The following is a 13585-nucleotide window of genomic DNA, read 5'->3' on the forward strand; positions in this document are numbered from 1 at the left end:
AATCGCTCTTTCTAAAAATTAAAAAGCCTCTCAAAAGTTCAACTTCTGAGAGGCTTTACTCTACAAATCAACAAATAATATTATCTCCAACCACCACCTAAATCTCTGTAAACATGGACTGCAGCATTGAGTTGTTCTTTTTTAGTATCTACTAATTCTAATTTTGCTTCTAAGGCATCACGTTGTGTCATTAACACTTCGAAATAATCTACTCTCGCAGATTTAAACAAATCATTAGAAACATCAATCGATTTATTTAAAGCATCTACTTGCTGCGATTTCAAATCATATCCTTTTTGCAGATTGTCAATCTTAGATAATTGATTGGACACTTCTAAATAAGCATTTAAAATCGTACGGTCATAGTTATATAAGGCTTGCAATTGTCTGGCATTTGCACTAGCGAATTCTGCCTTAATGGCATTTCTATTGATCAATGGCGCTGCCAAATCTCCTGCCAACGAATAAAGTAGTGATTCCGGCATCGTAAACAAATAAGAGGGTTTAAAAGCCTGTACTCCTATCGCCGCTGAAATATCAAGTGAGGGATAAAATTCGGCGCGAGCCACTTTTACATCTAATTTTGCCGCTACTAACTCTAACTCTGCTTGTTTAACATCTGGACGGTTTGCCAATAATCCAGACGGTATTCCTGAACTAACAGCCGCTGGTAACAAACTCAAGAAATTGTTACTATTAGTTCTTTTAATTTCCTGTGGATACCTTCCCAACAAAAAGTTGATTTTATTTTCCGCTTCTTTGATTTGCTGCAAAATGCCAAACTCCAAACTTTTCGAGGTTAAAACCTCTGCTTGAAATTTTTGCACTCCCAATTCTGTAGCTCTTGAAGCTTGTTTTTGAATTTTTACAATTTCTAAAGCATTTGATTGCAATTTGATTGTTTGCTTCACTATCTCCAACTGACTATCTAAAGCCAATAATTCATAATAAGAATCTGCTACTTCAGCAATCAGATTAGTCACCACAAAGTTTTTCCCTTCAACAGTAGCTAAATACCTGTTTAAGGCAGCTTTTTTAGAATTGCGCAGTTTTTTCCAAATATCGACTTCCCAATGGGCGTAAGCCGCAATGGTAAAATCTCCCAAAGGATCTGGTGTCTCTCTACCTGGCGTTATTTCTGTAGAAGCATCACCGGCACCTTGACTGGTATAACGACCCACTTTTTCTACTCCAGCTCCAGCACGAACGCCAACAGTTGGTAGTAAAAGTCCTTTTTTGACACGGATGTCATTCTTTGCAATTTCAATTTCTTGTAAAGTGATGTTCAATTCCTGATTGTTCTTCAAGGCAACATCAATCAAATCTACCAGATTTTGATCTTTAAAGTATTCTTTCCAAACTAAGGCTGATGTACTATTGGAATCCTGATTCTGAGTGGTTGTACCAAATGTCTCAGGAACTATTATACTACTAGAAGGTGCTGCCTCAGGCGCAGGGGCTTTACACCCTGCAACCGTCAGACATATTCCTAATGCAATACCATATTGATATGATTTGAATTTATACATGATTGTTATCAATTTCTTCTGTTAATGGATTCTCTTCTTCATTTTTTACCAACTTGTATTTCTCTGAGATTTTTCCAAAAATGTAATACAATCCAGGGATTACAAAGACGCCACAAATGGTTCCTATAAGCATACCTCCAGCAGCGGCAGTACCAATAGTTCTGTTTCCAATTTTCCCAGGACCAGTGGCAAAGGCTAGCGGAAGTAATCCCGCTATAAAAGCAAATGAAGTCATTAAAATAGGTCGGAACCTGGCTTTGGCTCCTTCCATAGCGGATTCAAGAACTGTTCTTCCTGCTGCATGTCGCTGTATGGCAAACTCTACAATCAGTACGGCATTTTTACCCAGTAAACCAATAAGCATTACCATGGCCACCTGCGCATAAATGTTGTTTTCCAATCCCGTGAGTTTCAACAAAAGGAAAGCGCCAAAAATACCCGCCGGCAAAGAAAGAATTACCGATAATGGCAAAATAAAACTCTCATATTGAGCGGCTAGAACTAGGTATACAAATCCTAAACAAATCAAGAATACCCAAACAGCTTGATTACCTTGAGCCACCTCATCGGCAGAAATACCTGCCCAATCAATATCATATCCTCTAGGCAACTTTTTAGCCGCCACATCCTGAATCACCTTAATAGCGGTACCACTACTGTACCCTGGAGCTGCACCCCCACTAATTTCCGTAGAGTTGTACATATTGTGTCTGGTAATTTCAGAAAGACCATACACCTTTTCTAGTTTCATAAAGGCAGAAAAAGGAACCATTTCATCATGGTTATTTTTTACATAAAGCTTTAAGATATCATCCGGTTGTGCGCGATATTCCGGAGAAGCCTGAACAATTACCTTATAATTAATCCCGTATTTAATAAAACTAATTTCATAATTACTTCCCACAAGAGTGGATAGCGTGTTCATGGCATTTTCAATAGAAACTCCTTTTTGCTGCGCCAAATCATTGTCCACTTTCATCATATACTGTGGGAAACTAGCGCTAAAGAAACTAAACACGTTAGACAATTCAGGTTGTTTGTTCAACTCCTTTACAAAATCATTATTGACTGCTTCCATTTTTTTGAAATCACCCGATCCTGTTTTATCCAATAAACGAAGTTCAAATCCCCCTGCTGCTCCATAACCTGGTACTGCTGGTGGTTGAAAAAACTCGATATTAGCTCCTGGAATATCTTTCGATTTTTCTTCCAACTCTGTCATAATCTCCTGCACGGATTCTTTACGATCATCCCAGTCTTTTAAGTTGATCAAACATGTTCCGGCATTTGATCCAGTACCTTCGGTTAAAATTTCATAACCTGCCAATGAAGAAACTGATTTCACACCATCGACTGTCTCGGCAATTTTCTGCAATTTTTCCGCGATATTATTAGTCCTTTCTAAGGATGAACCTGGAGGCGTTTGAATAATAGCATAAAACATTCCCTGATCCTCATTGGGAATAAACCCAGAAGGAACCGTACTACTGACCAACCATGTTCCCGCACAAAATCCTACGAGCGCAATAATGGTAACGGCTCTTCTATTGACAATCTTAGCTAATACATTTTGGTACTTACCTTGCGCTAGGTTAAACGTATTATTAAACCCGTCAATAAAGCTATTAATAGGTGTTTTCTTTTTAGGTTTACCATGGGTGTTTTTTAACATCATCGCACAAAGCGCTGGCGTTAAAGTCAAAGCTACGATACCTGACAGTATAATCGCCGTGGCCATCGTAATAGAAAACTGTCTATAAAACACACCTACAGGACCAGACATAAAAGCCACTGGAATAAATACCGCAGCCATCAAGAACGTAATAGCCACAATAGCCCCAGCAATCTCATGCATGGCTTTTTTAGTGGCTTTAAGTGGTGAAAGATGTTCCTCTTCCATTTTAGCGTGAACCGCTTCAATAACCACAATGGCATCATCGACCACGACTCCAATAGCCAAAACCAAAGCAAATAAGGTGATTAAGTTAAGTGAAATGTCGAAGAATTGCATGAATACAAAAGTTCCTACTAAGGAAACCGGTACCGCGATAGCCGGAATAATAGTGGAACGCCAGTCCCCTAAGAAAAGGAAGACTACTAAGCCCACCAAAATAAAAGCTTCAATTAACGTATGAATTACTTTCTCGATTGAGGCATCTAGGAATTTAGAAACGTCATACGAAATTTCATAATCCATTCCTTTAGGGAATTTTTTCTTAATGGTTTCTAATTTCGCTTTTACGTCTGTAATTACTTGATTGGCATTACTTCCAAAAGACTGTTTCAATACAATAGCCGCAGATGGTCTACCATTCAAATTAGAATAAATATCATACATCGAACTACCAAATTCGACTGTGGCAATATCCTTCAAACGTAAAAGTTCTCCATTACTATTGGATCTCACTACGATATTTCCATATTGTTCTTTTGTTGTAAAACGTCCAGAATATTTCAATACATATTCAAATGCCTGTGAACGTTTACCAGAACTTTCCCCTGTTTTACCAGGAGAGGCTTCTAAACTTTGACTCGACAATGCTTCCATTACCTCATCAGCAGATATTTTATAAGCCAACATTCGATCTGGTTTTAACCAAATACGCATTGCATATTCACGTGTTCCTAAAATATCTCCAGATCCAACACCGTTTACCCTTTTTAATTCTGACAATACATTGATATCGGCATAATTGTATAAAAACTTCATGTCGGTATTTTTATCCGTACTATAAAGATTCACATACATCAACATACTTGGTACTTCACGGGTAATCTTAACCCCTTCTCTTACGACTAAGGGAGGTAGTTTATTGGTAACCGAAGCCACACGGTTTTGCACGTTAATAGCGGCTTGATTGGGATCTGTCCCCAAGTTAAACACCACCTGAATACTCGCTTCACCATCATTTCCCGCATCAGAGGTCATGTATTTCATCCCTGGAACACCATTGAGCGCTCTTTCTAAAGGAATCACAACCGATTTGATCATTAATTCTCCATTCGATCCAGGATAATCTGCCGTAACATTCACCATAGGAGGAGAAATGGAAGGGAATTGGGTAATAGGCAAATTCATTACCGACAATACCCCTAAAAAGACAATGATTAACGATATGACTATCGACAACACTGGTCTTTGAATAAATTTATTAAACATTTTTTATATTTTTTAATGATTAAACCTATTCTGCTTTTAAGCGCAACGTATTCATTACCGCTTTAGGAGATTGGAACTCATATTTGATTTTTTCATTCTCTTTTACTTTCTGAACTCCTTCAAGTAAAATTTTATCATCCTCTCTTAGTCCACTGCTGATTACGTACAAATCAGGGATTTCACCCGTAACGGTAATTTCTTTCGAACTCACTTTATTGTTTTTATCCAGGACAAAAACATACTTTTTGTCTTGAACTTCATAAGTAGCCTTTTGCGGAATGACAATAGCATTTTTAAGCGGTACTAACATTTGAACTTGCCCTGTTTCACCGTTTCTAAGTAATTTACCTGTATTAGGGAATCTTGCTCTAAAGGCGATATTACCGGTTTCATTGTTAAATTCACTTTCGATTACTTCCACGTTTCCTTTGTATTTGAAAATGGCTCCATTAGCCAAAACCAAACTTACTTTAGTCTCAGCACGATCTTTAATATCGGTTTGGTATTGCAAGTACTCTGGTTCGGATACATTGAAATAGGCAAACATTTCACTATTGTCTGAAAGACTCGTTAGTAATTCCCCTTCGTCGATAAGACTTCCTAGTTTTAAAGGAATTCGGTCAATAGTTCCATCAAAGGGCGCTCTAATTTCTGTAAATGATAAATGAAGTTTAGCCAATGCTACCTCGGCTTTTGCAGATTGCAGTTTTGCCTGAGCTACACTTAATTCGTTTTTAGAAACGATATTTTTATCGGCAAGTAGTTTCGAATTTTGTAATTCTATTTCAGTAGATTTTTGCTCAGCCTGCGCTTTAAGCAATTCCGCCTGATACATGTTGGGCATAATTTTAAACAACAACTGGCCCTTTTTCACGAACTGACCTTCATCCACATAAATATTCTGCAAAAATCCTTTTTCCTGTGCTCGGATCTCAATATTTCGAACAGATTTTATCTGCGAAACATATTCTTTTGTAAACGAAGTGTCAATTTTGACAGGATTGGTAACGGTAAATTTATCCGCTTCTTCTTTTTCTTCTTTTTTAGATGTACAGCTTGTAAGGCACACTAGGGCAATCAAGCCCGTGAACACGATAATTCTTTTCATGATTTTAATGGAAATTAAGCGATTGAATGCTTGGAATGCAAAGATTCCTTTAGACGAAAAATAGCACCAAGAGCCATCAGTTGGACCTTAACTGTTCTATAAGAAGAAGTAGTAAAAAAATATACATCTACAAGATTGTAGGATCACAACTTAGGCAATCGATGTATAGGAATAGATCAAATTCTTAAAACTCGTTGAGTAATATAAATAGGATTTGATTGGCCACAAAAAGGCACGAAGATTTCAAAACGACTATAAGAGTTCACCAATAGTTGACGTGAGAATGTCAAATACCAATCATCCAGTAAACTGTAATTGGAGGCAAAAGACTTCGTAGAAAGTCCCTCTTTAAGATCATGATCACCAAGGTATTCTTCATCCAAATCTAAATCAGCATCTTCAATTATGGAGCTGCCTTGATCTTGATTGGTAAATTTCACACGGTGTTTTCTTTCAAGATTATGAAAGTGAGTGTTTTTAGGAGTACCTGCATTGAGATATTGTCCTCCGCCTAGCAGAAGAAAATTCACAAATACTAGAAATACTACTAACTTTCTCATTTGGGTGCGAAAGTAATAAAAGATTGGAATAAAAAAAATAAAATAAGAAAGTCTTAACATGAAAAATCAAACGAAAACGTTTTAATTTTATGCCCCTATAGATTTGCCTATAGGATTAGCGTTTTTAAGTTAAAAAGCTATAATTCAAAAAACATTTAGTCGGACCAGCTGCACGATACAAAACAGTTATGCTAAAAAGAAACCGTTTCACATAGTCTAACTGGGCATCCTCTTTCTCCTAAATCCCATTCTTATTTAACTCGTAAATTTCATAGTAAATGGCTCCCCACCTTTCTTTGATGGGTATTGCAACTCTTGATCTCACTAGCAGATGTTTTAAAGCTACTTCTTTTTATTGCTAATTTGGGTGTGAACGCGGGACCAGAAAACGCCTTTTAAGCAAATAAAAAAAGGGAATCTAATGATTCCCTTTTAAAGTTATTTTATTTTGATAAAAAAGCGTTCCCTATTGTCACTTTCAATTTTTTTGAGGCCATTTTCATCCTTTACACCTACATTAATAGCACGCAATTCATCTGCATTTTCATTAATCATACAATTCCAAATCGTACCATCCGAGAGGATAATCCCAGAAAACAAAGAGCCTAATTCCTCATTGCTATAAACGATTTTTTCCGTTCTGGTTAACTTTTTCTCTTGTGTTTTTTTATTGATCTGATAAAATTCAATCTCATTTTCCTTGACCTCTACTACTTCATCAAACTCTTTTACTGCAGCATTATTTTGACCGACTGCCCAAACTGGTTTATCTCCAGTCATTTTCCAAGTACCTATGGCTTGAGTTAATATCTCTTTTCTTAAAATCGCTTTTAAAGTATCCACTTTTCTAGCAGATTCTTTACTTATTTCATTCTCTGGTTTCATTTTAGAAGCAATATTAAAAAGATCAATTGCCTTCTTGTAATCATGCTTTTCATAATACGAAACAGCCAAGGTATACCTACTTTTCTGAAATGCAGTTTTCGAATCATTCTGCGCCATTGTCAAAGACGAAATTAACAAAAGAATAAAAAAAAGAGTCCTTTTCATCAATATCATAATTTTTCCGTTTATTTATTGCTGCAAACGTAGTTTTTTAATTTGATATTTTTTACAATTTCTTGTTTATTTTTTAACATTCAATTAAGAAATACAGGATTTGCTATCGCGGAAATTGGTAGTCTAAAAAAACTCTTACAGCATCAAAAAAAGGACTACCATCTTTATTTTGCTCTTATTTAGCTGACCAAGTATTGTTTACTGGTGTAGCATCCATAAAAATACCGCCATCTACGGTTATCTTCTTGATTTGTTTTTTATCTTTTAAAGTAAGGCTAATTTTTTTTTGATTCTTCTCCCAGATTGCAGGAGTTTGATGTAGGGTCTGGCTGCTATTATCTGTGTAGACAATCTTAAGGTCAAACGGAATAGCAAACCCACCAACATTTTCTATGCACACTGTTTTCCCTTCCACCTTTTTAATTGAAACATCAATATAATTATTGGTAAAAAACCAGTTATTAAAAAACCAGTTCAAGTTTTTCCCTGCACCACTATTCATTGAATTAAAATAATCCCAAGGAATAGGATGTTTTCCATTCCAATTATCCATGTAGGTATGTAGGGCTTTTTTAAATAGATCATCTCCAAGCATATCTTTTAAAGCCAAATAGGAGAGCGAAGCTTTCCCATATGAATTATTACCATAACCCACTCCTGAAACCTGGGTCGACATTGAGATAATCGGTTGATCCTGCTCCGTTGACGGATCATAGATGTATTTTTTTACCCTAAAATCTTTATAAAATTTATCTGCAGCTTCCTTACCGTGTTCTGCAATTCCAACTAAATACTCAAATGTAGTAGCCCAGCCTTCATCCATAAAGGCATAACGCGTCTCATTAATCCCCATATAAAAAGGGAAATAAGTATGTGCGACTTCATGATCCTGAACCAACTGAGCAAAAATAGGATCTCCCATTTGTGAGTCATTACACATCATTGGATATTCCATATCAGCAAAACCTTGAAAAGCCGTCATTTTAGAAAAAGGATAGGGTACTCCTGGCCAATTATTGGAAAACCAATCCAAAGCAAACTGATTGTTTTTGACCGATACCACAAAATCAGTTCCTTTTACATCGTAAGCGGCTTGAACACTAGCACGTCGATTTGTTTTTTGATCCACCACCACACTACTGGCATCCCATAAATAATGGTCACTCAAACCAAAACACACATCAGAAATATTTTTGGCTTCAAATTTCCAGATATTCCAATCGTTTTGTTTGGTCACCAAACCGCTTTTCATTTCGGTTTCGTTGGCGATATGCATCACCTCATCACTCATATAGGATTTTTTCAAACGAGCTGAAAATTCTCCTTGCAAAACCTCATCCGGATTTAACAAATCTCCAGTTCCGTATACCACATAGTTTTTCGGTGCTTTAACCCAATAGGTATAATCATTGAAATCATTGTAAAATTCCTGACGATCTGTATGCGGTATCCTATCCCACTCATTATAATCATCAAAAACAGACACACGAGGATAACTATAAGCAACAAAAAAAGTAGAGTCGTCTATTTGTCCTTCTCTACCACTTTCCTTCGATAGCGGATAATTCCAATCGATCGCAATGGTAATTTTCGAATGAGGCAACATCGGCTTATTAAGCCTAACTTCTCCTACGGTACCCCATGCTCTGGCATCTTCAAGGTACACTTCATTTTCGATCTTCAAAGACGTAATGGTTAATCCTGAGCTCAAAAAATCATCACTTACGGTTTGACTTCTTGGCGAAGCCGGTTTGTGCAGATTATTCACAAAGCGAATCGGTAAATTCCTCAAAGTATCGTTACTATTATTTTCGTATATAATGGTTCCTGTCCCACTTACCATTTTGGTCTGAGGATCTACCGTTAGCTCAAGGGTGTACTGACCGCGATTCTGCCAGTAGTTTTTCCCAGGTTTTCCATCCATAGAACGGGTTCCCTTAGCAAAAGCCTCTTTGATATTTCTTGGCATATACAGCTCTTGTGCAAAACTATATGGTGCTATAAGTCCTAATGCCAGTACGCATAGCTGCAGCAGTTGTTTTTTCATAATAGATTAGTTGATTTTAGTGAAGATTACTAATAGCAGTAAGTCCATTGAATTAAAATAATGTTACACTTTTTATCAAAATTACTACTTCATCTTAACCTTTATACTATCCTCTACTTAAAAAAAAGGAAACAGCAAAGCAACATCCTTTTGTTTTTGGGGTTCCTTTTACATATCCCTAAATACAAAAAAGTCAAGCTGTTCCAAAACGAACAGCTTGACTTTTGATATTCAAAACACTAAACTAGCAGAAGAAAATGCTACTATATTCTAGTTTAGATCCTTATTTAATTTCTGATAAACCACGTGTTAACCAACCTCTTTTATTGGCCGTAACAATGGCGTAAGGCGTAATCCAGAACAAACTAAAAGTATAAAAAACACTATACGAATAGGCCCAAAAAGCTTCAGACACACTATATCTCTTAGCATAAAAGAGCGCAGGGAAACTCGATACTATGAATATACTCACAAGGGTCGAACTTAAAAACAACAAAGGATGCATAATGACAATAAACAGCATAAAGAGTAGAAATGGATAAGCCATAATAATCTTTAAGGACTGGTTGATAAATAAAAGTCTCGCGCCAAATTTAGATTCTTTTCTAAAATCCTTAAAAACATATTGTGCCATCATAATATTCTCACGCACATTACTTCTACCCCATCTGATAAACATTTTATACAATCCAGTGTATTCTTCTGGAACATTGGTCAACACTAAGGCATTTCGTTGAAACAATACATGGTAGCCTTGTTTCAAAATCATATTGGTCATAGCGCGATCTTCTCCAATGTCTGAAGGTTGCCCCATAAAAGTCTGATCAATCCATTCCTCTAGACATCCGAAAACCGCTTTTCTGCTATAAGCTGCTGCTGCACCTGGGGTACAAAGCACAGATCCTAACATACTTTCTGCAGATCGCATGAATTCAAAACTCATAACAAAACTCACGTTTAACATTTTAGGAAGCAATGCTTTTTTGTTGTTTAAAACATGTACGTTTCCTGCCACGGCTCCACATTTTTCATCCACTACAAAGGGACTCACTAAATTTCGTAAAGTATCTTTTTTTACTATGGAGTCACTATCTACAGTTACAAAAATTTCTCCAGTACCTAGTTCAAATCCACGGTAAAGTGCATGACGTTTTCCTTTATTTTCAGGTTGTTGAAAGATAGTCAATCGGTCGCCTAATTTAATTTTTGCTTGTTGCATCCAATACCAAGTATCATCTTTACTCCCATCATCAACAGCTAGTATTTGCAATTTTTGCTCAGGAAAATCACTATCGGCTAAACTCAGTAAGGTGTCCCAAACTAGTTTTCCTTCATTGTAGGCCGGTACTATTACCGTAACAGTAGGCAATAATTCATCTGTAACTGACTCAATAGGCTTGTAATTAAAATAAAGAAATAAATTATACAAGAATGTCCCTGTTTGAAAGACAAATAACAAAACTGTGAACAGTAAAAAAGGATATCCCCAAGTAGAATTGATTCTGTCTATATGAAACTGATCAAAGTCGGATTGAAATTCATAAACAAAAAATGCCCCCGTAAGCATTAGGATAAAAGTACCAATAAGCACTATGCCCCCTTTTACACTTGTCGGTCTCTCACTTGTTTTTTTTGCTGATTGGGTACGGATACCAAAAAAGGAACTCTTTAAAGTCTGCCCATCTTTGGCAGCCTTATTATTTGAAGAAAAAAATTGTTTTGAAATTACTGTTTCGCTTTCCATAATTATGCTATTGATTGCTGGCTTTTATTAAAACCTCATTCCTTACAGGAAAGAAGTTGATTAACTCACATTTAGCAAGCCTTATGCCAATTCAGTCTTTACCCTAATACAGAACACTTTACCATTTTACCCATGCTACAGCAGTGTATAAACTTTACCCATTTCGTAAAAACATTATACAGTTTAGGGTTCGTTTTCCAGCTCAATTCAGGGCGATTACCCAGATTCAAAAAGCCTTTTTCTCTTTTAAAATAAAAAACCGCCCTTTCTAAAAGAAAAAGGCGGTTTCTACAATTACTATATTTGCGTATTACAGTATATAATCAGTATTAATAAAATTCGATTCTTTACTATTCAATAGCTCTTGAAGGATTTCATTATTATAAGCAATATCTTTTGAGGCTACGAACGTACGAATTGAAAACGAACGCAAGGCATCAGGAATACTTAAAGTTCCCACAGCAGAATCTTTACGCCCCGTAAATGGGAACGCATCAGGTCCTCTTTGGCAAGAACTGTTTAAGTTCACACGACACACTAAATTGACCAAAGCATCAATAAGTGGTGCTATAGTTTTAATGTCTTTGCCAAACAAACTCACTTGCTGACCGTAATTAGATTCAGCCATATCTTTTAATGGCTCCTTGATATCTTTAAAAGCAATCACTGGTATAACGGGTCCAAATTGCTCTTCATGATACACACGCATTTCTTTATTCACTGGGTATAAAACGGCTGGAAAAATAAAGTTATCACTGTGTTTACCTCCCTTTTCATTTAATATTTTTGCCCCTTTATGTTTAGCATCATCAATTAATCCTTGAATATAATGTGGTTTTTCAGCCTCTGGAAGTGGTGTTAAGAAAGCCCCTTTTTCCCAAGGATTCCCAAACACTAACGCATCTACTTTCTCCGTGAAACGTTTGTTAAATTCTTCCACGATGGACTCATGAACATACAATACTTTCAAGGCCGTACAACGTTGTCCATTGAAAGACAAAGTTCCAGCAATACATTCTTGAATTGTTAAATCTAAGTCCGCATCTGGCAAAATAATCGCTGGATTTTTAGCTTCTAAACCTAGAATCAAACGCAATCTGTTTTTATTTGGATGCTGGTCTTGTAAAGCAATAGCTGATTTACTATTTCCGATCAAGGCCAAAACATCAATTTTTCCTGATTTCATAATTGGAGAAGCCACTTCACGTCCTCTACCATAAACGATATTAATTACTCCTTTTGGAAAACTACTTCTAAAAGCTTCGAGTAAAGGTGAAATACATAAAACACCATGTTTAGCAGGTTTGAAGATAACAGCGTTCCCCATAATCAAGGCCGGAATCAATAAGGAAAAAGTTTCATTCAAAGGATAGTTGTAAGGACCTAGACACAAAACCACTCCTAAAGGTCCACGGCGAATCATAGCATTGACTCCTTGAACTTTAGAAAATTTAGAACTACGCCCGTTTAATTCTTTATAACTATCAATGGTATCGTAAATATATTCTACGGTTCTGTCAAATTCTTTTTGAGAATCGCCTAATGATTTTCCTATTTCCCACATCAAAAACTTCACTACCTCTTCGCGCGTTTCTTTCATCTGACTCACGAAGTTTTCCATGCACTTGATACGATCCACTACTTTCATAGTAGGCCATAATCCTTGTCCCATATCATAAGCCCCGCAAGCAGCTTCAACCACTTCGTGCGCTTCTTTTTCTCCCATAAAAGGAATCGCTCCTAATAAAGTAGGGGTATATTTTTCTGTAGAGGAAATCGTGGAAAAAACAGGAGTCGTCTGTCCTGCCCAATGTTTTAGTTCTCCATTTACAAGATAAGTATCTTGATTTACAAGGCTTTTAATCTGATATTCTTCTGGTATTAAATTCATAATCGGGTATTTATAGTTTGGTTATTAATGGTTATTTAAAGAAAAAAGAGGCTTAATTTGCCTCTTTTTGTCTTTTTATGGATTCACGGTATCACCTTCCCAGTCCAGAATTCCTCCAAGCAAATTATAGGCATTTTCAATCCCTAATTCATTCATAATCTGACATGCTTTGGCGCTTCTGGCTCCAGAACGACAATACACATAATAATTTTTATTTTTGTCTAGTTCTTCAATTTCATAAATAAAACCTTGGCCTTTATTGATATCAATATTTAAAGCATTCTCAATATAGCCGTCATTAAATTCGTCTTCAGTTCTTACGTCAAGTATAACTGCATTCTGGTCAGCAGCAAGCTGATTAACCCAATCTTCTTGTGATAAATTCATAATATGTGTTTTTTGTAAAATTACGACGTTTCTATTGATAAAAAACGTGCTCAATGCGATTTCGATTATTATTCTCAGAAAACGTTTTAGAGAAAGTACT

Annotated in this window: 9 protein-coding genes; all 9 read right to left on the reverse strand. The window is 36.3% G+C overall.

The genetic code is table 11. From position 1 onward, the window contains the following. Positions 1 to 80: 80 nt before the first annotated feature. Entirely contained in the window at positions 81 to 1529 is a 1449-nt protein-coding gene (locus AC51AA_RS08595; RefSeq protein ID WP_500705556.1) for a TolC family protein, read from the reverse strand. Beyond that, a complete protein-coding gene (locus AC51AA_RS08600; RefSeq protein ID WP_500705557.1) occupies positions 1522 to 4689 on the reverse strand; it encodes an efflux RND transporter permease subunit in 3168 nt (1055 codons plus the stop codon). The genes AC51AA_RS08595 and AC51AA_RS08600 overlap by 8 nt, the downstream gene beginning before the upstream one ends. A 25-nt stretch (positions 4690 to 4714) precedes the next feature. Further along, positions 4715 to 5797 carry an efflux RND transporter periplasmic adaptor subunit gene (locus AC51AA_RS08605; RefSeq protein WP_500705558.1) on the reverse strand — a complete coding sequence of 361 codons (1083 nt, stop codon included), beginning with the start codon at positions 5795 to 5797 and terminating at the stop codon, positions 4715 to 4717. A gap of 176 nt (positions 5798 to 5973) precedes the next feature. Next, positions 5974 to 6357, reverse strand: coding sequence for a hypothetical protein (locus AC51AA_RS08610; RefSeq protein ID WP_500705559.1), 384 nt, complete (start codon positions 6355 to 6357; stop codon positions 5974 to 5976). 438 nt (positions 6358 to 6795) lie between these two features. Continuing rightward, entirely contained in the window at positions 6796 to 7407 is a 612-nt protein-coding gene (locus AC51AA_RS08615) for a hypothetical protein (protein WP_500705560.1), read from the reverse strand. Between the two features lie 184 nt (positions 7408 to 7591). Beyond that, entirely contained in the window at positions 7592 to 9463 is a 1872-nt protein-coding gene (locus AC51AA_RS08620) for a M1 family metallopeptidase (RefSeq protein ID WP_500705561.1), read from the reverse strand. Positions 9464 to 9746: 283 nt separating this feature from the next. Then, the gene (locus AC51AA_RS08625) at positions 9747 to 11207 is read right to left on the reverse strand and encodes a glycosyltransferase family 2 protein (protein WP_500705562.1); all 1461 of its coding nucleotides are present in this window, start codon (positions 11205 to 11207) and stop codon (positions 9747 to 9749) included. Between the two features lie 310 nt (positions 11208 to 11517). Further along, positions 11518 to 13098, reverse strand: a complete 1581-nt coding sequence (locus AC51AA_RS08630; protein WP_500705563.1) for an NADP-dependent glyceraldehyde-3-phosphate dehydrogenase — start codon at positions 13096 to 13098, stop codon at positions 11518 to 11520. 75 nt (positions 13099 to 13173) lie between these two features. After that, positions 13174 to 13485, reverse strand: a complete 312-nt coding sequence (locus tag AC51AA_RS08635) for a rhodanese-like domain-containing protein (protein WP_500705564.1) — start codon at positions 13483 to 13485, stop codon at positions 13174 to 13176. Between the last annotated feature and the right edge of the window lie 100 nt (positions 13486 to 13585).

The organism is Flavobacterium sp. OHVDL-2026-0007, assembly GCF_059882335.1.